This is a genomic window from Burkholderia sp. Ac-20345 (genome assembly GCF_017104825.1).
Classification (GTDB): Bacteria; Pseudomonadota; Gammaproteobacteria; order Burkholderiales; family Burkholderiaceae; genus Burkholderia; species Burkholderia lata_B.
The window spans coordinates 165,993-190,541 of sequence record NZ_JAAGPO010000002.1; the positions used below are offsets into that span (position 1 = coordinate 165,993).

Sequence of the window (24,549 nt, forward strand, 5' to 3'; positions counted from 1 at the left end):
ATTCAGATCCATACACACCTCCAGCTAGTGCGAAGACCTGCCCCTTGCGAGGAATAGGTCCCCGCAAGGGTTGAAGCTATCAATGCAGCCAGTTCATGGCACCTTGAATGCAGATGACGGTGTAGAAGACCTGCATCGCCAACAGGCCGAAGGCCCGCCGCTTGATCGCGAATGTGATCCAGAGAACATTGGACAGAATCCAGATCAACCAGCCGTACGGCGAGTAATCCGTCTTCTGTGCCAACACTTCCGAACCCACTACACCGGAGATCGCCGCGCCCCACTCAACGAGCAGGAGAGGTCGAGCCTTCAGTGTCGCGAGACCTTGCTTGATGCGGCCGCCCCAACACGACATCGGAGCGGTGCTCATCGTGCAGCGAAGCGACGAGCTTCTTCTTCCGAGATCGGCGGAATGTCCTCCCACGGTGAGGCAAAGGTGCATTCCTCCGGAGCAATGAACGCGTGGATTTCAGCAGTCTGACGCTCAGGAGCTCGCTCTTGCGAGTGAGCCTCCGACATCGCCTGACTGTTGGCGTTCGCGTTCGCGTTCGCCTGCGCCCTCGCCGCTTCCCGCGCCTTCACCGCGGCCTTCTCCGCGCGGGCTACGGCACGAGCTTCTCGTTCGATCTTGCGATGCACCTTCTCGTACTGCTTGCCGAACTCCTTGCTAATCGTCGCGTAGTACGGATCGGGGTCGTAGTTCGGCACGCTCATCACCACGGTCGTTGCCGGAAAGAAGTCTCTCCGTACGGCCGGATCACGACGCTGCAGTTCGGCTTTGTAGCCGGACAGCTTCGTCTTGGGTTTGACAACTGCTTGAGCTACAGGCATTGAGCCTCCATGAAGTAGCCAGCAAACGGAGACGTTGGGACCATTTTCGCGAAACCGCCGCTCGTGAACTTGCCCTCATCGAGCAAGATCGAGCTTTGGAGCCGTGCCTCCAGGTCTTCCACGTAGTGGAATCGCAGGAAGTCGCCTTCCGGCTTAACGATGCCCTGATCTCCGATCACTTTACCGAATTTGAAGCCCATAACGAGGGTTTCCCCTTCGTCATCCGCACGCTTAGCCGCGCTATGGACGTCTTGAAACAGCATGAAATTGATCCTCCTGTGATGACTCCACAGGCAGACCCACTCCCCGCACGGGAAATGGATCTCCCGTGGGGATTTGCTGAAAGCGTCAGCTCGCATCTCGGACAGAGCGTCCAAAAATAAGGCGCCGAAGTTCAGTGCTCTTCGACTGATCCGGTTCGCCAATATCCCTTGATCAAGGGATATTGGCGAACCCGACCTGAATTCAGTAAGCGAACGGTAAGGGTGCTGCCTTTAAAAACTCACTTTTGATATTCGCCGTCTCGCGATGATGGTGATCTTTGCCTCGCAATCCACCCGCCGGCGGTTAGATCCGATGAGGTCGCTTCTTGCGTCCGTACGATTCGTAGCTCAAATGGAATGGATGGCCAAACTGTCACAAAGGAGCTTGCGAGATGCCGGCTTAGAGAAGCACGAGAACGATATGTGCTGCCATCACCAAAGCATGCCTGGAGAGGCAAGGGACGCGCGGCGGCGCGATCAGATCAACGACGCAGCGGTATAGGAACTACGATTTGCTGAGTTTGGCTAGCGACCCTAGCTGGTATCGGAAACGAAGACAAGCTGCTCCGAATGGGATCCAGAATACCGCAACGTGACAAGCAACGTCAACGCCGTCTATGGTGTCCCGCTTCACTGGCCCACGTCTCGCCTCGTGCTTCTGTACAACCCGATCGACGCGCTGTCCAGCCGAGCAAGCGGGGAGCCCGTGGTCGGAGTCCATCGTCGGCTCAGCGGAACGTGGCAGCATCGACTGACGACAACACAGCCGGCGGCCAGCGCGAACGCCGTGACGTTGTCGAGCAACGAATACGTGACCGGGAAATTGCGCTCATAGAACATCGCGACGTCCGAGCCCTCGCGTGAGCCGCGGGCGACTGACGGGCGGTGTAACTGATACGGCCTCATCGTCGATCCTCACGAATGACGCGCGAGTGTCGACGTGCTCGGCGTAGCCGCGCAACTGGAACGCGGTAGAACGAGCTCACCGCTCATACGGGCGCGATCGAAATGCGTTTCATCGTCCGGCGAGCGCGACAAGCTCGATGGGGTGCTCTCAATTGCATCGGCGAGCCTGGGCAGCTGCCTTTCGGGACCGTGGCGGTTTACACGACCTGCGCGCCGCAGCTCACAAGTCAGGCTAAAGGTTTCGTGCAACAACGCCGTAAACACCCGCAGCACCTTTCGCAACCCGAAAGCCCTTTCACCGCATCCAGGACCCGGACTATGGACTCTGCAAACGTTCAAGAACTTCTCTTCGCACGCTTCGGCGGGAACACCGCCCGTTGGTACTTTGCGCCGGACAGCAATGCGCTTCGTCTGGCGTCCATCGACGGTGATGTCACTGTCGCCGTCAAACTCGACGCGCACCAAGCCGACGTGATTCGCACTATTGATCATACGAAAACGCGCGTTGTGCTGCCTATGGCGATCGATGGCGTGGAACTCAATCTGTTGCTCGAGGGCAGAAAGGAGAACGCCTCTCAGTGGTCCGGACGTGCAGCAGTCGATCCCGCGCACCTTCTCGAGGACATGCACGATTCTGGTGCTTTTGCGAGCACCCTCAAGAATTGTGGCGAGCTGGCTTGAGGCACCGAGGTCGATCAATACCCCCGCACCCCCAGACGTATTGCACATCCGCTCCCGGATTCCGACATGACATGCGAAACTGATCATTCCGTCCTGAATACGAGGTTCGGTACGTCGACGCCAATTTGGTTGTTTTCATTAGAAAACAACCTGCTTCTCCTCAGCTCATCGGCCGACTCATCTGTTACGGAATTCAAGTTTGAGGTCGGCGATGAGACGGCTTCACAAATACGCGCGATCACGGGCGTAACTTCGGCGCTCTGCGTAGAGACCGTTGCGTTCGGAAGTCGTACCACGCTGCATCTCGTCGGTAAGCGAGTCAGTGAGACTAGCTGGGCCGGAACAGCTGCTGAATTGGCCGATTCGGCCGCCGTGGCACGAAACTTGTCAGGTGCGCTAGCGTTTGCAGAGCAGGTCGTTTCTGAGGCGAACACACTTCTGGTCATCCTAAATCAGGACGGACGGATCCAACGCTTCAATCGACATGCGGAGGAAGCAGTAGGCATGAAGGAGGAAGACCTAATTGGACGAAACGCGTGGGACCTCTTTATGGTGGGTGCGGAAAAGGAAGCCTCGCAGAACAACATCAAGGCATTCTTTCAGACGGGCACTTCATTTGAGGTTGAACGAGTCGTCAGTACGCTCAAAGGACCACGCCTCTTCCTCTTTCGTAACAAGTTCGCACTGAGCGTTGGTTGGACAGAGGAACGCTATCTGATCTGCTCGGGTATTGACATTACGGAACAGCGACGCGCACGAGAACGCCTTTCCGTTATCGCGAATACGGATTCACTTACCGGGCTTCCGAATCGGTTCTTCATGACCGAGGTTCTGAAACGTGAATTCTTCAACACCGAGCATCGCCATCGTTTTGCGATCCTCTACATCGATCTAAATAATTTCAAGGATATTAACGACTCGATCGGGCACAAGGGCGGCGATCAGCTTATCCGTAAAGTCGCAAACCGTATACGCGGCCTGTTAGCTGATGGTGATGAAGTGATGCGAATCGGGGGTGATGAATTTGTGATCACCATTCGTCACGAGAGCCCAGGATCGTGGGCGCACGCGTTAGCGGCGCGTTTAATGAAGGAATTTGAAGTCGTCTTTGTCTTGAGTGGCATCAGCTATCTCGTCAACATGAGCATTGGTATAGCCTTGTTCTGTGACGACGATGCTTCGGAGCTCGACATCATGACTCGTGCGGATCAGGCCATGTACGCCGCAAAGAGCATTGCCAGAGCAAGGCAGACGAGTCACGCTTGCAGTCATACTCCCGAACTTGCTGGACAAGCCGACCGCGACCTCCAACTCTATCAAACGCTCCAAATCGCGCTTGTCAAGAAGGAATTTGACGTGTTCTACACGCCGATCTTCGACGCGACTAGCCGGCAGAAAATTGGATTTCGCGCGCGCTTCTCATGGCAAGACGACGCTGGAGAGCCTGTGCCAGCGGAAAAACCCATGGAACAAGCGGACTCGGCTGGGCTTGGTGTTCAGGTGAGTGAACATCTTGTTACCGCCGTATGCCAGCGACTTCACGACCTCACAGAAAATCACTCCTCCGTCACCATTGACGTTACTGCGCATCAGTTGTTACGCGGCGATATTGGTGGTTGCATCGGCCAATGGCGGGACACCTATGCATTCGATGCAAGTCGCATCAGAGTAGCTGTCTGTGGGCACCTGATCGCTTCCATGACGCCAGAGGTCGAAATGAAATTGCGATCGATCCGTGACGCCGGCGCAAAAGTCCTCGTCGTTCTCGGTGCGACGGCGCCCTTTCCTAATTTCGCGGCTCTCACGGTCGACGGCGTTATCGTGACGCGCTGCTTGTTTTCCCGAGTATTCGAAAGCAGCGCTGCCGAAGCTTCAGTCCGCGGCATGTTGCGGACCTGTGAAGAACTCGGTCTGACCACGCTCGTGTGCGGGATCGAGACCAGCGGCCATGCTGGATGGGTAAGTCAGTTTCCGCAGCTCGAATTCGAGGGAATCAACGGTGGTGAGTTCTCCCCATATCGGTCCATCGGTTCTATAGCACAACGCACCGAAACCTAGAGGTATTGACCGTGATCTGCTCGTGCGTTGCGACTTTACATGATGAGAGTGCCCAAATCGGTACTGAACGGGTAAGTCTTCGTCTGTACCAAACCTCGGAGGGGCTTTCGATCATCGATCGCCAAAGCCTTCGAGGCGATGGTGTCTCATTCACTCAGGTGGTTGGTATCGAACATGCGGCCGACCTATACGACTTCGCCACCGCAGATCCTTATGCCCAGAGACTTGAGCGTATCTATTCTTTGATGCACCAGAAGTATGTGGAGGCTCAGCATCAACAGGAGCGTAGCAGTGCCGTAAAAACGCCCGGCGCGCCTCTCGAGGCGATTTATGGAATCGCTCAATGTCGAACAGAAGGCGAACTGCTTGCGCTTGCCAGAACTGTCATCACGGCGGTTGGCGGAGGAGACTTCATTTTTCAATGGTCGAGGTTTTCCGCCGATAAGACTGGCACGTTCGATTTCCTCGATTCGCGCTATCTCGTGGGCTGTCGGCCATCGTGGCTGCAGCAGTACCTCGCAAAGCTCTGGTACATGAACGATCCGGTGGTTCAATATGCTCGATACAATGTCGAGCCGACCGTAACATCTAGAATCCATCTTCACCGGACGGATCACTGGTTCATCACCCAGGGGCATGATCACGGCCTGTATCACGGAGTCGTTGCCCCGGTACACACGCCCGGAAACGGTGTGGTTGGCATTCTCTACGTCAGTGCTCCAACGCCGAACCCCGAAGCGGTGATCCAACTTTGGGAAAACAAGGTACTGCTGCGCGCGTTAGCCGCCGAACTTCTTGATTGGCGAGTGGCTCAATCACGCCTAAAAGCGACGGAACAAGTGGATCTCTCAGATTCTGAGACTCTCGCCTTGCAGACCCTCCACAGCGGTGGTGGCGCATCTCATGTCGCCGACCGGCTGGGTCTCTCCGTGCATACCGTCTACAAGACGATCTTCCAACGAATCAATCACAAACTTGGCGTCCACCGAATTGGAGACGCGGTGGCAAAGGCCGAACGACTTGGCCTGGTCACCTACTGACCCACACCACGGCTTTCGCCGCCTCCTCGACGGTTTTCGCAACGAGCGCCCCCTTCTATTCTCGCCGGCGGCCGGAGACGTGTCTGGGGGGGGCAACTTTCCAGCACCCTCGTCTGCGTCCATAGGCCATTCGTTGCGTGCAACGCCACCCCCAATCCCGCCTATATGTGTCGCCTAGCACGTTGCCTTCGCAAATTCAATACCAAACGTCCGACTTGAATTCGTATCTGGATATGCGAGAAAGTTCGTACTGGATCGGAGGTTCGCGGATGGTCCGTTCGCTGGAGCGCGATGCACAATCGAACGGACACACCGCGCGGGAAACCTTGATATGCCCGATCCACAAAAGCATCCATAAATTTTCGACCAGAGTTCCAAGATGAATGCCGGTAGTGTTGCTGGAGCGCACATGCCAATGACTTGCGCGCTAGTTCGTATGGTGTCACCGCAAAGTGCGCAAGCGGAATCTCCTCGGCCCGTCGACCATGCGGCCTCGCCGACAGGCGCCTCCAAGATCATCGACCGAGCACTGAAACTCAGTTGCGGTCCATCGAGCCAACGCCACGCGTTTGCACGCGACGAGGTAAGCACCGCCGTCACGAGCTCCGACCCGACTTCCCAGCATCAACCATCGCGATCGGTGCTTGAGGAATGGCGCCTATCGCCTAAGGAGGGCAAATCCCCCCCTCATTGGTCGACGATTCTGACTTTCTCAACGGAGGGAATGCCAACACAATAGGATTTATGCTAGACACTGAGATCTTCTTTATGGGCGTTTTGGATACCCTCACGCGTTGCCGCGAGGGGTATAGATCCATCTTCCATTATTGGGAGAGCGAGAAGTACCGAGGTGTTGATGAACAAGCGCGACAGGAAGTCCTCAACGCACCAACGATTCGAGAGTTGAAGAAGCTGAGCAGACAACTACCTGAGACTTGGCGCGGTGATTGGAAACAGATACGGGGTCGAGTATTTCGTAGCGCTCTACTGTACGCAATTCAGGCCCATCCAGATCTCGAACCTCAGCTGCTCGGTCCATTTGGCTTACTCGACGCTTGCGGCAGATGGGGAATTCCTCCCGCTTTCGTCAAAACGGAAATAGCTATTTTACGTCGCGAAATTAGCGAACCATTCAAATTGCTTGCAATTGGTTCCAGCGCGGCGCCGGCGGTTCACGTTCAGGCCACGCTTGAACGCTTGATCGGCAAACGCGAAGACTGCCAGTACGTGGCGTTCGCTGGTCGGAAGATGGACACGGGGCTCCATCAATGGGCCGCCGAAAAGCTGTTTCCGATTCACTATGTCGGAACGAATTCGAACAAGGGAATAGATCGAGATGTACAACTACAACTTATTGACCAAAGCACCCACGTTGTCCTTTTCACGCGTGAGGGAAACGCACCGGACGCATTCGTCGTCGAGAACGCCCGTCGTCTCGGCCGCTCGATTCGAGTATCCCAGTACTCCCTCCCGCACGTCGACCGAACAGGCGCGCCCAAAGCCGTCAGCACAGTCTCAGATTCGCGAGAACTGTCCCACGGGTCCTCACGGCGTCGACCATTCCGCGCCGTTTAAGGCGCGGGGCTTCAGCGTTCTGCGCGAAAGCTCGACCGCCATCGGCCTCATCAAGCACGTCCGCTCGCACGGCCGCATTGTGTATGCGATCGACCTGACGTTCAGCCTGAACGAAAACTCGACCACCATTCTGGCCGAAGGCGCGTATTGTCTCGCCTTCGAAGATGAAATGCGCTTCATCACCCGGACGTTCCCGTACGGCACGCCGGTTCAGGATATCGAGAACTATTTCGCTCGCGAATACGATCCCAACGCGCACGTGCCTCTGGCTTGACCGAATGGGCGCTTCGCGCGTCCTCTCGGCCTGCCAGTACACGTCCGGTATGACTGGCTAACAGCCTTCCAGGCTGGCAGGAGGAGGTATGTCCTTAGATCCCGATGTTCGCATTGCCTCGCAGCGCGTCCGACTTTCGGCTGTGCGCGAGGCACCCGCCTCTTATTCCCGCGATTTCGAACAAGCGCGGATCGAACCCGGCCACGCCTGGTGTCTCTGCAATTCCTCCACTCCCCAGCGACTTGTCATCCGTCGGAAGTCCCACGCCGGCACCGCGGCCGCATTCTTCCTCGCGGGCTGGCCAGAAGGCGGAGAGGCGCACGATCTTGACTGTCCGTTCTACAAGGAGCCGGAGGACGAGTCCGGTAAATCATCCGAGAGCAAGTCGTGCTTCGAGGAAGGCGCTGACGGGACATTCCGGATCACCCCGCAGTTTTCCGTATCCCTGAAGGTCGACACGGTTGTCCGAAAGAAGGATCCGATCGAGGCGTCGCCCCGTCCATCCGAATCGACGCGCGGCGCTACGCTGCTCGCCATGCTGCAGTATCTCTGGAACGAGACCGGGCTGCACCGCTGGCGAGCCGGATGGAACCGGGATTGGGGCCGTGTCCGGTACGAGCTCATGAGCAAGGTTGAGGACGGCCAGATCGGAAAGCGCCCTCTCGCCGACGTGCTCTATATCCCGCCTCGATACACGCCGGCGGCCGCTGACAAGAACAAGGCCGAGTTCGCCGCTCGTCAGGAGCCACTCTTCACGAGCGCACGCCAGTTTATCGACGCGCAGAATCGGATTGCCGCGGGAAAGGCTGCATCGGCGGTGCGCGAGACGTTATTCATCATCGCCCCACTGCGCGGCGTGAAAGAGTCACAGTTCGACAGTTACCAGATCCAGCTTGGCCACATCGCCCAACCGGTCTACTGCAAAGCTCCCCTCATGCAGCGTCTGCAGCGCAGGTTCGGCCGAGTGCTCAACACCCTGAACGCGGAGCATGGCCATGTGATCGGCATATTCCACGTCGAGGGTACGCCACGCGGCCATCTCCAGCTACTCGATGCTGGATTGATGCGCGTGTCGAGCCGCTTCATTCCGGTCGACTCGTCCTATGAGGAAGTCGTCGCCGATGCGCTCGTGACGGCGAACCGCGATTTCTCCAAGCCGGTCAAGATCGAGACCGGCACCGATTCTCTGGACGGGAAGGTTCTGGCCGACTTCATCCTCTACGACACGGCGTCGCGTCGCTGCTACATGGAAGTGTACGGCGTGGAGGGCCGCGAGGAATACGATGCCCGCAAGCGCGAAAAGCAGCACATCTACCGGCAGAATGGCGTCGAAATTTGGGAATGGGATCTGACCAGGACACGCGAGATGCCGGCACTACCTCCCCGCATCGAGCGGACGGCGGCCTGATCGACTCTACCGCGCCAGCATGGTCCCACGGCATTCCAAGGACTGGCAGCGGCAGGTATAGGCGGCCCGTACTGCGGCTGTACGCCGGCCGTCGACGCTCAACTGATAGTCGATCGATATCTCGTCGCCAGTTCGAATCGCATGGCTTGCGAAGATGAACACGCGGCCATCATCTTCCTCGGCGATGCAATTCGGCGTGCAGGCGTGATTGATCCATCGGGCGCTGTTGCCGCCCGCGCCGCCATCGATGATCCGGCCATCGGTCAGCCCGAAAAAGAACGTGTGCCCGTCCTCGCACGCCAGCTTCTGGTGTCCCGCGATCGCGGATCGCCACGACATGACCCGCCCTTTGTATTCGATGATCCTTTCGCCGGCCGGGATATCACGCAGGGCGAAGACACCGCGTCCATGAACACTCGACTGACGTACTGCAATGCGCCGCATATTTGACCTCTTTCTCCCTGGCTCGCGAGTATACGTTCGTCGAAACAACCTCGCTACCATATCGGAGTACGAACACGCATGCGCGCCGCCAATGCGAAAAAAAGCCCCAGCTCTTCCGTAATGGAAGGCCGGGGCTTCGGTACCGCGTGATGCTTCTCTCGTCAGGCTTTGTATCCCATCCTCGACCACACTTCTTCGTCGACCGGAATCGGCGCAACACGCCCCGAACTCAGATTGACGAAATTGCCGTGGAAGTTCAACTTGCCGTTGCGAAACATCTGCCATAGCAACTCGGCCGCCCAACCCGCGATCATCCGGTTGATGAACAGGTTTTGCCGCTCGAGCGCTTCAGCCATCGAGCATGATGGCTGATCGTCCTCTGGAAGCGAGGTATCGGCAATCTCCGGAAAGAGATCGACGGCATGGGGCAGACGAAAGTCGTTCCCACGTCGCGCTCCGAACTCCCCGATGACTACCTGCCCAGTCGCCGCGTTGTTGCCCAGATCCACGTAGTACCCTTGCTGAAAGGACTTGGCGATAACACTTCTTGCGCGGCGAGAATCCACACAGGAAATCACCATGTCAGCGTCCAGCTCACCGGAGTCATTCCCGGTGAACATGGTTGGCATGGAAGCCCATCGCGTGCCAAACCCCATGTTGATCCGCTGGATCAGAACATCGGTTTTGAACTGGCCCACATCGCACGGATAGAACCCCTGCCGCCCAACATTGGAAGGGGATACCGTGTCGCCGTCGACGGCCGTCACGCGAAAACCCGGGTGACCGAGTTCCTGCATCGCATGATTGAGCGTCGCCAGCGAAGCCAGCATCGCACTGCCATTACCGCCGGCACCAATCACCACGATATGCGGCTCGCTCGTCAGAAGCGAAGAATGCACCATGTGCTCACGCTGCATGCTGCACCTCCTTCAACGAGAACGCCTCATTCGCAGGGACCGTCAATCCCAGCGCACAAAGCCGCGCAACGACGTCGAACGCCTCCGGCCGATCACGGTGACAAGAGCCGACAACCACGGAGAATTTGACCTCCCCCTGATCGTCGTCGTTGTCCGTTGGACTGAAAAACGCGTCCGAGAGACCGTGGCTATGGAGGTCCACAACCAGGTGCTCGTCCGCATCCAGCGCCGGCCGGTCAACGACCACGGAGTGCGCGGACGCGGTCCGCTCACTGAGTCGCCGAAAGACGAAGGAACGGGTGCTCTCACGCCACGTGATCCACGCGGCCGTTTCGATCTCACCCCATGCCTTCGCCTGCCAGGCAAACTCCATCAGCAACTCCCGCGGAATCGGACCGCAGCGGAGCTCGAACACCTCCGACACAGAACCGTACGGGAGCGCAAGACCACTTTCATTCTTCATCGCGATCTTCCGCATGTACAGCCATGGCCGACGGACTTCCAGCGCCACGCCGTTGCTTCCGACAAGGAACCGATGTCCGTTCGACGCCAGTTCCTCGAGCGAGCCGAACCGCGGCACCGGGATCGTCGGGAATGTGGTTTGGAGAAACGAGTCACGGTGATCCATCAGACACCCCCTCCAACCAGATTCCCGAACGCGTCCTCGAGTCGCATGCCCATCCGAGCCAGAAGCGCGGACGGAAACGTCTCGTGCTTTCCCGCAAGGAGTGCCTTCCACAGCTTCCCGCAGTTCTCCCCCTTGCGCAGGAGCTGCGCCTCCGGGATGTTCGGGTGGGTGAACCACGTTCCGAAAAACGCGTCCTCCCATTGCTCCAGCGGCGCCGATGCCCCTTGCTTCGGGAGATCGATGTTGCCGACGCAGATCCGCCCCTCCGCCCACACGTTATAAAACGGCGCGCGGTAGAGCTGCGTCCGCGCGGACGGCCGTCGCTTTCCCCGATATGCGAACACGTACCAATCCTCGCGCACGAGGAAGAACACCAGGCCCGGTAACGCGCACATTCCCGCCTTCTTTCCTCCCACGGAGGGGTGATTGAAGGCAAGGTGGCGCTTTCCGGGCGGGACGTACCAGACTGCATAGTCCGCCCCACGTCCAAGCAGGCGCGGGTGATACAGCGCCCGTGTCTGCTCCCGTTCGGCAAGCCGATCAAGTGCGTCGACCAGTGCCGCCCGGCTTGCAGGCTGCCCGGGACCGATCACCGCGTTTCCCTTCTCAATCCGGACAGGATTGATCGTGACAAAGCCATTCCCCGAAGCACTTCCCGGATGCCCGGAACGTGAGTAAAGGAGGATGGCGTGTTCCAGCTTCAATGACGACCCGGAACCAACAACTTGCGTATTGATCATGTCACCCACCGTAGATAACGGGATCCGTCATCGAATGCAGCAGGCGATCAGTCGCCCTCAGCAGTCGAAGACGACTATCCCAACTTTTCAAAGTCCCCCGTAGTAGTTCCGGGGTTCGACAGGCCAACACTTCCGAGCCGAGGCCGTATGCCCACCCTTCACCCCCGTTGCGGAGCATGTTGGCGTAGTCGTCCCAAACACGGTAAATGTTGTCCTCTTTCCCATCTTTTGCCTCACCCGGTGCATCCCAGGCGAGCGAAAAGGCCGGAATCATGGAGTTGTAGTCAGTCCCGCTCAGCGTGGGCCACATCGCTTCGCGATGCCGCCTCGCCTTCACGAGTCCAACCAGGTCCTCCAGCACCGGCGCCATCGCCGCGTTGTGCTTCGCGACGGCAAGAACGAACTTCTCCATGTCGCGAATCGGTGGGTGCCGAAGCAGTTCCCGTCGCGGGCAGTCCCGGTCGAATGCCGGCCTTGTATAGGCGAAGTACTCGCTGGAACCATCCTCGTTTTCCGGTCCGAACTCGGACGGATCGTAGGTGCCATCGGGCCAGCAATCTTCCCAGCCGTAGATGCGCAACCCTGCAGAATGGGTCACGTAGTCATGATCGAAGGTAAAACCGATCATGTGCCCAGCCAGCGAAAGAATCGTCGTCGCGGCAATACCGAGCCCTTCCGCGATCCCCTCCAACTCCAGAAATCCGCGACGCAGACTCCGGAAATTCGGCTGGTCACGAGACACTTCGACCCATACGCCAAGATCGTTCGGCTCGTCTTCTTCAGGCTCCTCCATCGAGCCTTCATCGACCATGTTGGTGGCCGAAGCAAAGCAGATATCGAGCTCGATCGCCGTTACCCCCTCCGTCCGTTTCGCGAACCATCGGGACAGCGCCGCTTCGACTACCTTGCCCGGCGAGTTCCAACCTTCGATGTCCGATGGGACGACCAATCCGCACGCATGCAATGATTTGGCGGCCTCCAGCCAGCAAAGACTCCGCTGGCTGTTTTGCTCGACCGGGATAGCCCGATCGAGCACCGGCAACCTCATCCAAGAATGGGCAGATCCAACGGCATCAGACTTAATCGGCCGGCAGGCTGATCCTGCTGCGATCGATCGATCATGGATTTCAGAATGCATGCGCATCCGTAGACCTCCTCAAGTGGGATAGGCGTAGGGGCACCGGGATCTTCCGAACCCGATGCCCCCTTGACCGCTTCCACCGATGAGTCGTTTGCCCTGGCAAGCCAGGCGTCAAACATCACCGGTTTCATGGTCAGCCCTTTTGACCCACCTTGCGGCGGACGTTGTAGACGACGGTGCCATCCTGACGGACCTCGCTCTGCTCGAACTCAGCCGTTGCAATGTCCGGGTGTGCCATGGAAAGCACATCCTGAACCTGCTGGATCGACAACGACGGGCCAGGATCTGCGAACTGCGTGCCGTGATACATGAAGACACGCTTGATCAGAGAGACTTCCAATGCCATGTTCGTCTCCCCTTAGCCCACGAGCGCCGCGTTACCGAACAGGCCGCCGGTCGAACCCGCTTGAGCTGCCTCGGAGGCAGCATTACCCGGTTCATCCGACTCCTCGTCAGCTTCCATCAGATCGGCAGCAGACGTGACGCCAGCTTGCGCAGTCGGCGCCGGCAGTGCCGCCGGTTTGCCAGCAGGCTTACCCTTGGCTACTGCCTTGCCCTTCGCTGCCTCCAGCGCCGCGGTGGTCACCGCGAGCTGATCGACGAGCGACTGACGCTGGCCAGTGAACTCGCCCAGACAGCGAACGAACTCCGCATCGAGCTCTTCCGGCGTGCCGGTCAGCGCAAGCGGCGTCAGAAGCCCGCTTTCGCTCGCTTCCTTCTGGTTCGACTTCGGCATCACTGCTACCGTCATCTTCCCAGCCTTGCCTGCGACGATCGACATCATGAGACCGCCGTCCGATTGACAGACGAGAGCGTGCAACTGCTTGAACAGCGTGGACATAAAAACTCCTGGAATGAAAATGCGAATGCATGCCCCACAAGGGACAGCACCCGCGAACGGAAAGATGGATACTGGCCACCAGAACGGTGGCCAGCGAACAGACAACGGCTGCTTACTTCAGCAGCATGACGGCAGGAATCCTGCCGCGAAACTCGAACCCTTCAGCCTTGAGCAGCCCCTTGATCATCTCGTCGCGCTTGCCCGACATGATCTTGGCGAACTGCTTGCCGAGGAATTCCTTCAGACCGATCTCCTGGCTCAGGGCCTCGATTTCGGCTTTGGTCATAACATCCAGCAGACCCGAGCAGACTTGCCAGTGAGCGGCAAGATCCACATCGAGGAACGTCGCGAGATCCTTGACATCACGCATCTGGATATCGCCCACGACCGACGACGCGACGAGATCGAGGATGCGGCCTCGCGGCGTTTCCTCGAGGCCGGCCACAACAGTCAGGCTGTCGAACAGACCGATACCGGCACCAACCGGCTTCCCGCCAGCCTTCTCGATCTGCTCGGCCAGCGCCGTGGTGTCGATGTGGCGTAACAGCCCCATCGACGCCAGCGTGATGATCAGCAGTTCGGTTTTGGCCGAACTACGAACCATCACCGTGCGAACCACTTCGCGCCACGTCTTCTCGCGATAATCCTTCACGCGATTGGACTCGGCGGAAACGGCAGGCTTGGCGCTCGACGTCGCCTTGCCGGCAGACGAACCCTTGCTGGCTGACTGACCCGCCGCCGTCTTACCCGACCCTCCGGTCGAACCCACCTTTGCCGCCGGCGGATTGATCGTGGCCAGATAGGCAGCGTTCTTCTCCTTGTTGCATGCGACATCCATGCAGTAGTTCGGATAGGAAAGGCCGACCTTGCCCGGCGTGGCCGATATGAGCACGCCGAAGTTCGCGCAGCCCTTGCAGGCTTCTGCTTGTTCGGCGCCAACGCCCGTATCGCCATCCGGCTTCAGAGCAATGACCGTGAGGTTGTCCCCCGGGCGCACCACCTGGATGCGCTGGTATTGCCCTTCGAGGCTCTTCTTCACCGACCCGATCAGCGCGTCGTTCTTCGCGTCGAAGCACGATTTCTGCGTGCATCGCGCGTCGTCGATCGCTTCAGCGAACAGCGTTCGCTGATTGGACGAGTTGTGATGACAGGTGAGGCACTCGGTCTTGTCGAAGCGGGCGGTATCGAGGCGCAAGGCTTGCGCCGCGATCTCTGCCTTCAGATCAGCCACCGAGATGTTACGCTCGATGATCATCGGCAGGATCTCCGCCTGAACCTTCTTCACCACGGCCGCCAGAAGCTCCGCGTGCCCGAGCATGATCTTTCGCTCGTTCAACGCAGTCTGGACCGCAGGAATGCAGTTCTGGAGAGCCAGACGGCTATCCAGCATCGAACGCGACCAGCCGATGCGTCGCGCGACCTCGTCGCGATCGCCCCCGTAGAGGGCCATCGCATGCAGTGCCCCTGCCGATTCTTCCGTGGGAGACATTCCCTCCCGCTGGATGTTTTCGGTCGCAGCAGCCAAGGCCGCTTGCTTATCGGTCATATACCGGGAGAGGACAGGAATGACGCCGTCCGGGCCGTACACCTCGTTCGCCGCCCGCAAACGTCGTTCGCCGGCGATGAGCTCGTAGTGATCGTCCATCTTGCGAACCAGGAGAGGTTGCAAGAGGCCCTGCGCCCGAATCGACGCGGCCAGTTCAGCCATTGCCTTCGGCTCGAAGTACGTCCGCGGGTTGTAGACCACGCGCACGTCTCCAATACGAACCACCAGACCCTCATATTCGGGCGCGCAATCATCACCTTCCTCAACGTCCACGATGCTCGACGACGACTGAACGTCACCTGCGATCGCCGGCGGAAGGGATTGAGACTGCGAAATTTCGGTACTGACTTGCATGGATTCTCCTGATGAAACGATGGCAGAATCCATGCCCCGCTGCGGGATCAAGGATCCCACCCGGGTTGGAAAATGACGGATGACCGTCGTTGGCTAGTTACGCCCAGCTGCGATTTTCGACGTGGAAAGTACTGCTTCCAGTCGAGAAACTGGTGTCATTCTAGAAGAGGTAAGAGTGCTACCGCAACAGGTGAATGAAGAATCTCGCACTTTCTCCGAGGCCCAGCGACACCGCGCCGCCAATTGCGAGATATGGTCCGAAGGGCATTTCCCTGTTTGTACTTTTCGTCATCACTCGCACGCCGACCGTGAGCGCAAAGACAACGAGGGCAATGATCAACGTCGGCACCAGCGCACTCAATCCTGCCCACGCGCCGATCGCCGCGAACATCTTGAAGTCCCCGCCGTACATGCCGGATTGCCCAGCGAAGATCTGGAAGAGGAAGTTCAACACCCACATCGAGCAATAGCCCGCCGCGGCGCCGAACACGGCCGACGACAACGGCACGAACATCCCCGACGCATTGAAGATCAGGCCGGCCCAGAGCAACGGGATGATGAGAATGTCCGGAATGATCTCGTGCTCGAGGTCGATAAGTGCAGCCGAGGCCAGCGCACCCGCGAAAAGGATGAACGCGCCAGCCTGGCTTGTCGTGCCCCACTCCAATTCAGCATAAAAGCCGGCCGCACCCAAGAGCAAACACACCACGCTGCCCGTGATCCACGCAACCTCATTGCTGGCCGGCTTCATGCAGGCAAGCGCGCTCATGAACTCGCCCAGCCCGGCACCGATCCGGTCCTCGTCCAGGCTGTAGTGTGCTTCGAGGAAACGCGGCAACCAACCCGCAAGCATTACGCTGCATCCGCCTGTCAGCAGGCCAAGTAGTGTTGCTTCCATGATGGACGATACATCCATTTCAATGCCCTGATTCTGATACCGAACTTGCCGGGGAAATTTGAATCACGACTCGTTGCTCAACGCCTCGGTCTCGAACACGACCGCATACCGTCCAGATCGTCTGCACGCTGCGAGGCGATATCCACGCCATGATTGCTGATCGTCGGATTTCGTTTATCGCCGTAGCCGTTCAGCACGGACATTTACTACCCCCGCAGCATTGATTAGATTTCCGGCGTCCCGATGACGTCATCATCCTTCGGGCTGAACCGATCGACCAGCCGATCCCAAAGCCGCCTGATGCGCCTCGACATGTCCGTGGCTGCGATTGTCGCGAGGACCGCCAGCAGAAGAAGTCCAGAGCCGACACCGGGCCATGCGGTCGCGGGACTCGGGAGAAAGTGATACAGGGCACCGAACGTCAGAGCTGCTGCGCCGCTTGACCAGAGCGCGAGCGTAAAGAGTCCGTCGCGTTGCGTCCGAACCATGTCGCGCAACACCGCCGGCTCGAACCGTCGTTCGAGCACCGACAGCTGAGCGGGGAAAGCTTTGCGCACTTCGTGCGCAAGCACGTCGGCGCTCGGCCGGAATATTTCCCGCGCCTCGAGGTCGGCCTTGATCGCAGTGACGGTTTCCCAAGCTACCAAAATCGTCTTGCCCTTTTCCTCGCTGGAAACGTAGCGAGGCCAATCCTCACGAACGGTTTCCGTGATCACGTCCGGAAACTCGCCTTCCCAGTGGAATTCGTAGAGCAACTGGAGCAACACGAGAAACGGGGCACCGTGGTATCCACGGTAGCCAACATACTTCAGGCAAAGGGCATGCGCGAGCTCATGCAGAAAGAAATGGTCGGTCGGGATGCTCTTGCGCGCCGCCACGCGGATCGATTTCGACCGGCGCCAGTCTCCGATGACAATCTTGCTCAGAAGCGTCACCTTCTTTGCAAGCCGAAGGGTGGGCGCATTGCGGATACCCAACTCCAGGCAGATGTCCTCGTAGCGCTCGCGCGCTTCGCCGTAGATCTCCGGCTCGATCACGCCGGACGTCGTTGCGCTCCAGTTCAGCAGCCGGCCGAGCAGCATGTCAGTTCTTGCTCCGGTGGTACGGACGATAGGCCCGCACGAACTCGCTCATCACCGCGAAGCCGTCAGCATCACCCGTGTAATGGACCATGTCACTACCGACCTCGGTCACCTTGACGATGCCCCCGAAGTCCTCTTCCGTGCACTGATACTCGCGGCCGCGACGCACGTCCTCTTCCTTCATCGTTTCTATCACGGACATCTTGCTCCCCTTACGAACGTGGGCTCGGCGCCGGCGCAGCGCGCCCGGAGGACGCTCCGGCACCCTGCTGGTCTGCCATGTCATGAATCTGACTGGTCACGTCGACACACAAACCCGGTGTCACATGCTGGCCGTACTGCGTGATCTCCGCGTACTCTGCCGACGAGAGAACGTCCGCCGGAATATTGCCGGTCAGTGTGAGACTGAACGCCGTGTCGTCGATGCGCGAATACGAGATTCCGATGTTGAAGACCGTATTCAGCTTCTGGCTAGCCAGTTGGCTGTTCATGTCGCTGTCGAACAGCGCCCTACCCGCCTTGGCATTTGCCTGGCAGGCTGCCAGGTAGGCGAAATAGAACTGGCGCCGCAGTTGAGTGCTACCTTGCGGCGGGAGCGACGAGTTGCTCCCGATCTTCGGAAGCCCCGACGACGATTGGGACTGCGCCGTCGCCTGCGGTCCGGAAGCTGCGGCCGGCGGAACTCTGCCGGTCGGGAGTTTGACATCGGCGCGCACACCGAAATACGTCATCCACGACACCACGAGCACGGCGATCACCAGGAATACCGTCAGCGGCAGGTTCGTGGGAATCGTGCGGCCAAGTACCTTCCAGCGAATCGGATTGGGGAGCGTGATTTCGTCGTCGAAGTCCATGTCGATATCGAATGAGATGAGTGCTGCTCGCATAGTCACATTGAGCACCCCACGGATTATCCTGACGGCCGCACTCGCGAACTATCGGGAAACAGGGCCCATACCCGCCATCTTTCAGCGCTGAAACTGGCAAATATCGCGAATTTTCTTAATCGAATTTCCTGTCAGGAATTCCCTGCTATACTTTGCCCCGATCTCTGATCCGGTAGCTGGACCGTACCTAGCCTGTCATTTTCCCGGCAGTTCAACTGCCATATCGCCGTCCCTGGGGGCCTCCTGTCCGCCCCCTCAGGCGCGCAGGATGCCTCCAAATTTCTTTGGAGACACCCATGAATCCCCAGCAGTTCATTGCTCGGATGGAGCAGTACTGGGCCGCCTACAAGGCACTCGCGCTCAGACATGCCCGAGAACGGATCGAGCTTGGCCGGCAATACCGCAACGCCAATACCGATTCCACTCCGGAAACGCCGCTTCGTCCTCTGGATGAAGTCGCAGCTGAGCTTGCCCAAGATGGCATCGAAGAGCGAGCGAGCTCCCTCATCAATGACGTATTCAAGTTCGCCGCATCGACCTTCTCTCCCAATGCTTCCACACCCGTGGACATCGAGGAAAGGGAGATCAACTTCGAAGTCGGTCACCCCTGTCATCCGAAAACCTTCAGTTCGACTCGCCTTTGGGCCGTACTGGAAAAGCACTACGGAAACCGGGTTGGTCATGTGCTCGCGTACCGCAAGCGAGCCAAGGCAATCGCCAGGACTTTTCGGATATCGGCCGACGAGCCGATGACGATGAAGAACGGGCGACTTGTCCTGACGCAGAGCGCATACGTCGAGAAATTCAGCTCTCGCATCCGGCTGGGATCGTCTCACTGCGAGACCATGCGGCGGGACCTGATCCCGGCGCTGATCAGCTTCGCAGCTTGGGCTGGCAAACCGGCGTTGGCCGAGGCGCTTGCGCCGATCGCGACGCGGTTTTCATACCCTGCCGATGTCGTTTCCCGCGAGTCGTTCCTGATGGGAAACGCGCAAGAAGGTCGCATCAAGCTTGTCACATACCACACGTCGTTTGAGTGGACGTTCGAGCCTGCTGTTGCTGAACCGCTCACCCTTTTCTTGAGCGAGTTTTTCTTTACGCTGCCAGAGATGGCAGCCTGAGTCTGGGCGGGCCTTCCCGCCGGACACTCTGAGGTGCCTAGCACCAAAACCCCGGGGGAACACATGCGCCCTTGGGGGCCATGTGTTTTTCCACTTTGCTGATGGAGAAAAACATGGAAATTCGTGACCTCGTTGCCGCAACCCAGAAATACTGGGATGACGTCTGCAATGCAATCACGGTGTATGCCGCAGAAAACGCCCGCTTGCGTAAAGCTGAACAGGAACTCTTCGGCTGCGAAGGCTACATGGTCAGCCTGCGTGAGTACGCGGACCACAAGCAAGAGGAACATCTCAAGCGCGTGGCTCAGGGGCTGATGAGGCATCTGGTTGACGTGGCCGTGCGGGAGTTTTCTCCCAGTGCGGCGGCGCCGATCAAGATCGAGGTGAGCGAAATCGCGGAGGCGGCCGGTTGCGATGGCGGCGACTTCCGCAAGCTCAATGCCCTCACGTTCTGGACGTGCCTGGAGTCGCGATTCGGCGGCAACCAGGGTGTCGTGACGGCCTTCCGGCAGGCAGGAGCGGCGCTCGTGAAGGAGTTCCGGATCAAACCGGAAGCGGGTATTGCTCGGCGCAAGGGCTGCATCGTGCTCGATTTGGGAGTTTATGCAACGAACTCGAAATGGGACAAGCGCTACCGACTACCGTACGGCTGCCAGGAAACCATTGGCCGCACAGTTCTGGCACTGAAGTCGTTTGCATCATGGGCCGAAATGCTCACGCTGCAATGCAGCCTCGACCGTCTGGTACGCGAATTCCAGCTCGGTCAAGGCTACGTCGAGTCGCGTGAGTCGTACACATTCGGAAACCCGGAAAATGGCCAGGTCAAGGTGACGACCTTCCATTCCCGGTTCGAGTTCGTGTTCGACGCGAAGGTCTCCGAGAAGCTGCAACTGTTCCTCGGCGAGTATGGCTTCACCGAACTCGCGGAGGCAGCATGAGCTGGGCTGACGGTCTGCTGGAGATTCAGTCGAAGGGTTCGACAACGGTCAAGGCGGGCTCCCTCGCGGGCCTGCATGAAGCACGACAGGCTCACCAGAGCCAGTTCTTCACGACACTGCCGTTGTCGCAGTTCTGCTGGCGTCTCGTGGAGCCGCTGATGGAGAGGCTCGCTGCCCGGGAACGCATCCTGGCTGGTGAATCTATCAAGATCAGCGTTCTGGACAACAGCGTGGGGAGTGGCCGGCTTCTGCACTGGGCAACCCCCGAAATCCACTCGTTGTACGGGGTGGACGTCGACGAGGGCTGTATCGCCTCGCTCAGTCAGGCTGCAATGAACGCGGGCTTTACCTACGAGTTCATCCATGCCGGCATGGAAGATGTGCGGCCGCGGCATTTCGACTTTTGTCTTGCCAACCCGCCGTTCTCCATCAACCTGCAGAGCGCCCTGCTCTCCCCGTACGAATGCACGTCGTACGGGCGGTTCGGGCCGAACACGAGCACGCGCAGCGATGCGTATGCTCTGTATCAGGCGCTGGATGCAGCGAAGTGGGTGGTCGCGATTCTGCCGACGACCGTGGCTGACGAGGTGTTCATGACCGCATGCGGGAAGGAATCGCATCCGTTCAAGCGTCTCGTCGCCTTGTACGACATGCCGCTCGATGTTTTCCGGGAGGAAAATGCGACGGTGCGGGTCAGTGTTGCCGTGTTCGATGTCTCGCTCCGCAACGATGCTCCGAACCGCCAGCGCGTGTACAAGCTGGAGGAACCGGTTGCGACGCCGAATCTGACGATCGCAGCGCGCCGCCAGCCAACGCTCGCTCACCTGTCTGCCGAGGTATCCCAGCCTGCCATCACTCGGCCGGTTACGGGTGACTCAACAGTCCGGGTGTGCCACGACGGCCGGTGGATCCGCCTCACGTTCCAGTGCGGCCTGACGGAAGCAACGGTTCTGAACGCGATCTACCAGGACAGGATCGGAGCGCACCGCCCCCACGCCGAGCACCGCTATCCCAAGGGTGTTGCGTACGTGGGACAAGGGGCACTCGATTTGCAGATCCACCTGGCGCAGCCCGATCCGATGGCCAGCTTCTGGGCCTTCGTTTCGGACATCGGCCGCGCCGGCGGAACGCCGCACGTCGAAGCCGGCCTGATGGGCTACCTGCGGCGCCAGATCCGGGTTACCGCCCGACAGAAGGCTCCGTTCCGTCACACCGTCCTAATGCCTGGGGCGGGAAGCGGAAAGGGATCGGCCACGGAAGGTACAGCGAAGAAGGATCATCTGATCGATCCGACGCGCTGGGGGTCTCCGGTCATCAAGGCCGGGACTGAGGTCACCTTCACCGAGGTCGAGCACGGCCGCTATCAGTTCGAGCACAACGGGAAGTCCTTCAACCTGCCGTACGAAGACATCCTCGCGCGATTCGACCTGAAGCAGCCGGAAGCCCAGAGCGAGTGGAAAGAGGTCTATTCCGGTCTCGCTATGCAGTTCCCCGGCCTTGCAGCAACGTGGCGCTGCCGGATACAGGAACTCGGCATCGATACGTGGCTGAACCGCGGCTACCAGATCGATGACCTGGTCGAGCTCGCGATCAAGCGTGCCGGTGTTGTGGCGTGGTCGATGGCGCTCGGCAAGGCGCGTGCAGCACTCGCTATCGCCCTGCTTCTCGGCGGCAAGCGTGCGCTGATCGTGCTGAAGTCTGCGCTCGTCGACGAGATGTTGATCGAGATCGACAAGATCAAGCTCGATCCCGCCGTCTGGCAGGTGATCGAGTCGCCGGAGCAGCTGCAGTCGCTGCGCCCGGTGAACATCATCTCGGTTGATCGTCTCAAGGGGCCGCTTACGAGCGCGCATCCTCGCATCACGTACGCCAAGAAGCTGCGGCGCCGGGTCGGCACGATCATTCCCGATGAGGCTCATTTCCTCGGGAATATCGACACGGAGCAGTCGAGCGCAGTCTGGCAGGTATCGGCCAAGCGACGTTTCCCGCTCACGGGAACGCCCGCCGGCAATTACCCGCGGGACTGCCACGGGCTTCTGGCATTCGCCGGTGGCGATGGTACGGCAGCCCAGCCTTACGGGTATCGCCGCTACTATCTCGACCCCGGCCTGCGTCATTCGATGGCGCTGGCCGAGCGTGGAATCGATCGTGTTCTCAACACGTTCTGCGACTTCGTCTGGGTCACCAGGGAATTCGAAGACGAGTTGAAGGGTGCCAAGCGTGAAGTGCCCCGGATCGCCAATCTGGCGGAGTATCGCCAGATGCTCGCTCCGTGGGTCAAGCGCCGCGTGCCCAAGGAACCGGACGTCGCTTCGTGCGTCACGATTCCCGAGCCGACGCATGTCCAGCACCTGATCGAGTTCGACATGAGCCACCTGCTGCACTACCTGGTCGTGTCGGAGGACTTCTCGAGCTGGTACATGGCAGGACTGGATGAAGGCAAGCGGAACAACCTCGTGGCCATCCTCGCGCGCATCAAGGCCGTGGAGATCGCGAACAACTTCCCGCAGCATCCGAAGGCAGCCAAGGTCTATGCCGAGCTGACGCGCAAGCAACGGTTCTGCATCGACAAGCTCGAGGAGTTGGTTCTGGCCGGCCGGCGCCCACTGATGTTCACCGGGTATCCCGGTAATGCGGAGCTGGTTGCCCGGCACCTCGCCAAACGGGACATCGATTCGGTCGTGATCCACGGCGGCAAGACGATCAAACGTCGAAACGCCGAGTTCGAATCGAAGTACCGTCAGGGAGATGTGCCGGTCGCGCTGGTGACGTATGGCAGCATCGGGGAAGGCACCAATATTCCCCAGTGCAGCGATGTCCTGCTGGCTGACAAGAGCTGGTCTGCCCGCAAGGAGAGCCAGGCGATCGCGCGTGCGTTGCGCGGGGAAAACGAGTGGGACGTGCAGGCGCATCACGTCATCACGGAACACTCGATCGACACCTACATGCAGCAGGTAGTCTCGTTCAAGGCCGACAGCTTCAACGCCGGCTTCGATTGGGGCACGCCGACGACCTCCGATGAGGAGTTCCTGCATCTGGACGTCATTTTCCGGCGCTTTTGCCGTGAGTTGTCGGAGCTGATTGGGGTTCACAGCCACGACCTTCGCAAGCATCTCGAAAAGGAGACATCGCATGTCCAGCCTATCGCGGCTTAAACCGGTCCTGCCTACCGTCTCGGTCGGATCGGATTCGGTGGTTATCCGGCGTTCGGGGCAGTCCAGCCCGATCATCTCCGGCATTCTCGGGCAGTTCAAGGACGACAAGGGAGAGATCACACGCGTGGTTCTCGATCGCGTCGTTCACCGACTGAAGGAGAGTGAGTTTGAAGGCTGGCGAGTATCAGGTGCAGTGGTAACCGAGCTGCATCGCCAGACAGCCGAAGAAGTAGCGTAGTTGCCTTAAACGAATTAGCCCCGGGATCGCAAGATCACCGGGGTTAGTTTTTTGCGGTATGCGAATCTTGCAGCGCTCCCGATCGACGCGCCACCAGTGGTGACCGGTACGCGCGAGGAGATGGGCATCTTGCGTCAGTCGGCCTGGCCGGGGTCCACCGGCTCAGGGTGAAACTGGTCTTCGACAAGCGAAACCGCAAACTCGATGAGCTCCTGCCGGAACTGCGGAAAGGCCTCAAGATAGCGATACAGATGGGCTCGCGTCGGAAGGCTCTTTTCGATCGCAAACTGCATAAGAACGTCGTCGAGTTGCGGTCCAACGTTGATGGCGCCGGCCCGAGATGAGACTGGCCACATGACTGTCTGAAGACGATACGTCCGGCTCTTCCCAATGTGATCCGGGTCCCATGCTGTCCCGGCAAGAAGCGACTGCAGCGCCGCAGCATCGCCGTCGAAACACACAGCGACGATGTAGGTCAGGACGCGCGAAACACGCACTCCAGGAATCCCACGCAGTTGGTCGACCTGCTCGTTGGTGACCCTACCGAGGGCATTGAGCGGGCGCAGCAGAAATTGATTCATCG

At 59.1% G+C, this 24,549-nt stretch carries 25 protein-coding genes; 9 read left to right on the plus strand and 16 right to left on the minus strand.

Annotated features, from left to right (window positions below; translation table 11 throughout):
* Positions 1-79 precede the first annotated feature (79 nt).
* Genes G3O06_RS01870 through G3O06_RS01880 form a run of 3 tightly spaced genes read right to left on the minus strand, consistent with a single transcriptional unit; the run spans position 80 to position 1,094 of the window.
* Complete coding sequence (locus tag G3O06_RS01870; RefSeq protein ID WP_205814737.1) at positions 80-370, minus strand: hypothetical protein; 291 nt, start codon at positions 368-370, stop codon at positions 80-82.
* Positions 367-831, minus strand: a complete 465-nt coding sequence (locus G3O06_RS01875) for a hypothetical protein (protein WP_205814738.1) — start codon at positions 829-831, stop codon at positions 367-369. The genes G3O06_RS01870 and G3O06_RS01875 overlap by 4 nt, the downstream gene beginning before the upstream one ends.
* A complete protein-coding gene (locus G3O06_RS01880; RefSeq protein WP_205814739.1) occupies positions 822-1,094 on the minus strand; it encodes a hypothetical protein in 273 nt (90 codons plus the stop codon). The genes G3O06_RS01875 and G3O06_RS01880 overlap by 10 nt, the downstream gene beginning before the upstream one ends.
* Positions 1,095-2,318: 1,224 nt before the next feature.
* On the opposite strand from G3O06_RS01880, the gene G3O06_RS01885 reads away from it, so the two are divergent.
* The 5 genes from G3O06_RS01885 to G3O06_RS01905 all read left to right on the plus strand — a co-directional run bounded on the left by G3O06_RS01885 (position 2,319) and on the right by G3O06_RS01905 (position 9,036).
* Entirely contained in the window at positions 2,319-2,681 is a 363-nt protein-coding gene (locus G3O06_RS01885) for a hypothetical protein (protein ID WP_205814740.1), read from the plus strand.
* 66 nt (positions 2,682-2,747) lie between these two features.
* Positions 2,748-4,739, plus strand: coding sequence for a diguanylate cyclase (locus G3O06_RS01890; RefSeq protein ID WP_205814741.1), 1,992 nt, complete (start codon positions 2,748-2,750; stop codon positions 4,737-4,739).
* Between the two features lie 11 nt (positions 4,740-4,750).
* Positions 4,751-5,779: an autoinducer binding domain-containing protein gene (locus G3O06_RS01895; RefSeq protein WP_346779477.1), complete on the plus strand. Its 1,029-nt coding sequence runs from the start codon at positions 4,751-4,753 to the stop codon at positions 5,777-5,779.
* Positions 5,780-7,115: 1,336 nt separating this feature from the next.
* Positions 7,116-7,628, plus strand: a complete 513-nt coding sequence (locus tag G3O06_RS01900; protein WP_205814743.1) for a hypothetical protein — start codon at positions 7,116-7,118, stop codon at positions 7,626-7,628.
* Positions 7,629-7,716: 88 nt separating this feature from the next.
* On the plus strand, positions 7,717-9,036 hold the full coding sequence (locus tag G3O06_RS01905) for a DUF1173 family protein (RefSeq protein WP_205814744.1): 1,320 nt from the start codon (positions 7,717-7,719) through the stop codon (positions 9,034-9,036).
* Between the two features lie 6 nt (positions 9,037-9,042).
* Here the strand turns inward: G3O06_RS01905 and G3O06_RS01910 are convergent, their stop codons facing one another.
* The 12 genes from G3O06_RS01910 to G3O06_RS01965 all read right to left on the minus strand — a co-directional run bounded on the left by G3O06_RS01910 (position 9,043) and on the right by G3O06_RS01965 (position 18,481).
* Complete coding sequence (locus tag G3O06_RS01910; protein ID WP_205814745.1) at positions 9,043-9,480, minus strand: SET domain-containing protein-lysine N-methyltransferase; 438 nt, start codon at positions 9,478-9,480, stop codon at positions 9,043-9,045.
* Between the two features lie 161 nt (positions 9,481-9,641).
* Positions 9,642-10,397, minus strand: coding sequence for a PRTRC system ThiF family protein (locus tag G3O06_RS01915; protein ID WP_205814746.1), 756 nt, complete (start codon positions 10,395-10,397; stop codon positions 9,642-9,644).
* Positions 10,387-11,025 carry a PRTRC system protein A gene (locus tag G3O06_RS01920; RefSeq protein ID WP_205814747.1) on the minus strand — a complete coding sequence of 213 codons (639 nt, stop codon included), beginning with the start codon at positions 11,023-11,025 and terminating at the stop codon, positions 10,387-10,389. The genes G3O06_RS01915 and G3O06_RS01920 overlap by 11 nt, the downstream gene beginning before the upstream one ends.
* Complete coding sequence (locus G3O06_RS01925; RefSeq protein ID WP_205814748.1) at positions 11,025-11,765, minus strand: PRTRC system protein B; 741 nt, start codon at positions 11,763-11,765, stop codon at positions 11,025-11,027. The genes G3O06_RS01920 and G3O06_RS01925 overlap by 1 nt, the downstream gene beginning before the upstream one ends.
* A 1-nt stretch (position 11,766) precedes the next feature.
* A complete protein-coding gene (locus G3O06_RS01930; protein WP_205814749.1) occupies positions 11,767-12,909 on the minus strand; it encodes a hypothetical protein in 1,143 nt (380 codons plus the stop codon).
* Between the two features lie 130 nt (positions 12,910-13,039).
* On the minus strand, positions 13,040-13,252 hold the full coding sequence (locus G3O06_RS01935; RefSeq protein ID WP_021158830.1) for a PRTRC system protein C: 213 nt from the start codon (positions 13,250-13,252) through the stop codon (positions 13,040-13,042).
* A gap of 12 nt (positions 13,253-13,264) precedes the next feature.
* The gene (locus G3O06_RS01940) at positions 13,265-13,747 is read right to left on the minus strand and encodes a PRTRC system protein E (RefSeq protein ID WP_205814750.1); all 483 of its coding nucleotides are present in this window, start codon (positions 13,745-13,747) and stop codon (positions 13,265-13,267) included.
* Positions 13,748-13,859: 112 nt separating this feature from the next.
* Entirely contained in the window at positions 13,860-15,647 is a 1,788-nt protein-coding gene (locus G3O06_RS01945) for a PRTRC system ParB family protein (protein ID WP_205814751.1), read from the minus strand.
* A gap of 178 nt (positions 15,648-15,825) precedes the next feature.
* Positions 15,826-16,563 (minus strand): A24 family peptidase, encoded by a 738-nt coding sequence (locus G3O06_RS01950; protein WP_205814752.1) that lies wholly within the window; start codon positions 16,561-16,563, stop codon positions 15,826-15,828.
* A gap of 206 nt (positions 16,564-16,769) precedes the next feature.
* Positions 16,770-17,627, minus strand: a complete 858-nt coding sequence (locus tag G3O06_RS01955; protein WP_205814753.1) for a hypothetical protein — start codon at positions 17,625-17,627, stop codon at positions 16,770-16,772.
* Position 17,628: 1 nt separating this feature from the next.
* Positions 17,629-17,829 (minus strand): hypothetical protein, encoded by a 201-nt coding sequence (locus G3O06_RS01960; RefSeq protein ID WP_025496801.1) that lies wholly within the window; start codon positions 17,827-17,829, stop codon positions 17,629-17,631.
* Positions 17,830-17,839: 10 nt separating this feature from the next.
* Positions 17,840-18,481: a hypothetical protein gene (locus G3O06_RS01965; RefSeq protein WP_205814754.1), complete on the minus strand. Its 642-nt coding sequence runs from the start codon at positions 18,479-18,481 to the stop codon at positions 17,840-17,842.
* Positions 18,482-18,810: 329 nt separating this feature from the next.
* On the opposite strand from G3O06_RS01965, the gene G3O06_RS01970 reads away from it, so the two are divergent.
* The 4 genes from G3O06_RS01970 to G3O06_RS01985 all read left to right on the plus strand — a co-directional run bounded on the left by G3O06_RS01970 (position 18,811) and on the right by G3O06_RS01985 (position 23,966).
* The gene (locus G3O06_RS01970; RefSeq protein WP_205814755.1) at positions 18,811-19,635 is read left to right on the plus strand and encodes a hypothetical protein; all 825 of its coding nucleotides are present in this window, start codon (positions 18,811-18,813) and stop codon (positions 19,633-19,635) included.
* Positions 19,636-19,748: 113 nt separating this feature from the next.
* Positions 19,749-20,573, plus strand: a complete 825-nt coding sequence (locus G3O06_RS01975) for a hypothetical protein (RefSeq protein ID WP_205814756.1) — start codon at positions 19,749-19,751, stop codon at positions 20,571-20,573.
* Complete coding sequence (locus G3O06_RS01980; RefSeq protein WP_205814757.1) at positions 20,570-23,728, plus strand: helicase-related protein; 3,159 nt, start codon at positions 20,570-20,572, stop codon at positions 23,726-23,728. The genes G3O06_RS01975 and G3O06_RS01980 overlap by 4 nt, the downstream gene beginning before the upstream one ends.
* Positions 23,706-23,966, plus strand: coding sequence for a hypothetical protein (locus G3O06_RS01985; protein ID WP_205814758.1), 261 nt, complete (start codon positions 23,706-23,708; stop codon positions 23,964-23,966). Before G3O06_RS01980 ends, G3O06_RS01985 begins: the two co-directional genes overlap by 23 nt.
* Positions 23,967-24,100: 134 nt before the next feature.
* On the opposite strand, the gene G3O06_RS01990 is transcribed toward G3O06_RS01985, so the two are convergent.
* On the minus strand, positions 24,101-24,547 hold the full coding sequence (locus tag G3O06_RS01990; protein WP_205814759.1) for a hypothetical protein: 447 nt from the start codon (positions 24,545-24,547) through the stop codon (positions 24,101-24,103).
* Positions 24,548-24,549 lie beyond the last annotated feature (2 nt).

Coding starts and splice junctions, on each gene's coding strand:
- G3O06_RS01890 (WP_205814741.1), top strand. CDS start 2,748: ATGACATGCGAAACTGATCATTCCGTCCTGAATACGAGGTTCGGTACG.
- G3O06_RS01900 (WP_205814743.1), top strand. CDS start 7,116: ATGTACAACTACAACTTATTGACCAAAGCACCCACGTTGTCCTTTTCA.
- G3O06_RS01950 (WP_205814752.1), bottom strand. CDS start 16,563: ATGGATGTATCGTCCATCATGGAAGCAACACTACTTGGCCTGCTGACA.
- G3O06_RS01960 (WP_025496801.1), bottom strand. CDS start 17,829: ATGTCCGTGATAGAAACGATGAAGGAAGAGGACGTGCGTCGCGGCCGC.
- G3O06_RS01965 (WP_205814754.1), bottom strand. CDS start 18,481: ATGGACTTCGACGACGAAATCACGCTCCCCAATCCGATTCGCTGGAAG.
- G3O06_RS01885 (WP_205814740.1), top strand. CDS start 2,319: ATGGACTCTGCAAACGTTCAAGAACTTCTCTTCGCACGCTTCGGCGGG.
- G3O06_RS01980 (WP_205814757.1), top strand. CDS start 20,570: ATGAGCTGGGCTGACGGTCTGCTGGAGATTCAGTCGAAGGGTTCGACA.
- G3O06_RS01990 (WP_205814759.1), bottom strand. CDS start 24,547: ATGAATCAATTTCTGCTGCGCCCGCTCAATGCCCTCGGTAGGGTCACC.
- G3O06_RS01970 (WP_205814755.1), top strand. CDS start 18,811: ATGAATCCCCAGCAGTTCATTGCTCGGATGGAGCAGTACTGGGCCGCC.
- G3O06_RS01875 (WP_205814738.1), bottom strand. CDS start 831: ATGCCTGTAGCTCAAGCAGTTGTCAAACCCAAGACGAAGCTGTCCGGC.
- G3O06_RS01930 (WP_205814749.1), bottom strand. CDS start 12,909: ATGCGCATGCATTCTGAAATCCATGATCGATCGATCGCAGCAGGATCA.
- G3O06_RS01880 (WP_205814739.1), bottom strand. CDS start 1,094: ATGCTGTTTCAAGACGTCCATAGCGCGGCTAAGCGTGCGGATGACGAA.
- G3O06_RS01985 (WP_205814758.1), top strand. CDS start 23,706: ATGTCCAGCCTATCGCGGCTTAAACCGGTCCTGCCTACCGTCTCGGTC.
- G3O06_RS01920 (WP_205814747.1), bottom strand. CDS start 11,025: ATGGATCACCGTGACTCGTTTCTCCAAACCACATTCCCGACGATCCCG.
- G3O06_RS01915 (WP_205814746.1), bottom strand. CDS start 10,397: ATGCAGCGTGAGCACATGGTGCATTCTTCGCTTCTGACGAGCGAGCCG.
- G3O06_RS01910 (WP_205814745.1), bottom strand. CDS start 9,480: ATGCGGCGCATTGCAGTACGTCAGTCGAGTGTTCATGGACGCGGTGTC.
- G3O06_RS01870 (WP_205814737.1), bottom strand. CDS start 370: ATGAGCACCGCTCCGATGTCGTGTTGGGGCGGCCGCATCAAGCAAGGT.
- G3O06_RS01955 (WP_205814753.1), bottom strand. CDS start 17,627: ATGCTGCTCGGCCGGCTGCTGAACTGGAGCGCAACGACGTCCGGCGTG.
- G3O06_RS01905 (WP_205814744.1), top strand. CDS start 7,717: ATGTCCTTAGATCCCGATGTTCGCATTGCCTCGCAGCGCGTCCGACTT.
- G3O06_RS01975 (WP_205814756.1), top strand. CDS start 19,749: ATGGAAATTCGTGACCTCGTTGCCGCAACCCAGAAATACTGGGATGAC.
- G3O06_RS01935 (WP_021158830.1), bottom strand. CDS start 13,252: ATGGCATTGGAAGTCTCTCTGATCAAGCGTGTCTTCATGTATCACGGC.
- G3O06_RS01940 (WP_205814750.1), bottom strand. CDS start 13,747: ATGTCCACGCTGTTCAAGCAGTTGCACGCTCTCGTCTGTCAATCGGAC.
- G3O06_RS01945 (WP_205814751.1), bottom strand. CDS start 15,647: ATGCAAGTCAGTACCGAAATTTCGCAGTCTCAATCCCTTCCGCCGGCG.
- G3O06_RS01925 (WP_205814748.1), bottom strand. CDS start 11,765: ATGATCAATACGCAAGTTGTTGGTTCCGGGTCGTCATTGAAGCTGGAA.